Below are 762 nucleotides of genomic sequence, written 5' to 3'. Positions count from 1 at the left end.
TATCGCCTTGATGGCCTTCCCCGACGCGTGCTCGCGCCGGATCCTCAACACCGTCTCCAATACCAGCATCCCGCTCTCGCCGCCTGACACACCGCCAAGCGAACAGCCTAGACCACCGGGATGAGGGGTCCCTTTTCGACGCCGATCACCCCGCTACCGGGGTCCTTTTTCCACGCCGATCCACAAGCGCGACTTCGAGATGCGTAAGGAGGAGATCGTCGGAGATTCGGGGCATGGGCCAATGAGAACAAATAAAGAACTCTTCGTCAACCGGCAGAGTGCGGACGCATGGAGACAGCAGGTCGCTAGATGCCGATTTCGAAGGGCTTCGTGATCGACCGGTCAAGCTCCGGCGGTTTGCGTTCCGGTGCAAGATCGACACGATCTTTGGCCTGCCCTTTGGACGCAGCGTCGCGGAGGAGATCGACCGTTTCCAGCGCAGAGCGCTTCATACCGGCATTGCGCTCGACCGCCGCTTCAAGCTTGCCAGCATTGTCGACATAGAGGGTGAGGCCATCGCGCAGCCGTGTGATCGTGACCAGAAACGTCTGCTGGTTGGCCAGATTGCGCTCGCGGCTGTCCATGACCGCAATGCCGCGATCGGAGGTCAGCCCCTGCGCCATATGGGCATTTAGCGCATAGGCGAGATCGAGACGGCGGAGCATCGGGTCACCCTGCACCAGCCTGTGCTCTGCGCCCAAGGATGTCTTCACCACGACAGCCTCTTTGTCGACTGCGACAATCCGGGCCTGATGGCCTGAT

1 pseudogene is annotated in these 762 nt (G+C 61.0%); it reads right to left on the bottom strand.

Going from position 1 to position 762, the window contains the following annotated elements:
• Positions 1–305 precede the first annotated feature (305 nt).
• Positions 306–762, bottom strand: a pseudogene (locus COA17_RS18670) (MobF family relaxase); the annotation flags it as partial.

It is taken from the genome of Sphingomonas ginsenosidimutans (genome assembly GCF_002374835.1).
In the GTDB taxonomy this organism is placed as follows: Bacteria; Pseudomonadota; Alphaproteobacteria; order Sphingomonadales; family Sphingomonadaceae; genus Sphingomonas; species Sphingomonas ginsenosidimutans.
Note: the sequence above shows the minus strand (reverse complement) of the source record. Positions and strands in the feature narration are given on the sequence as shown.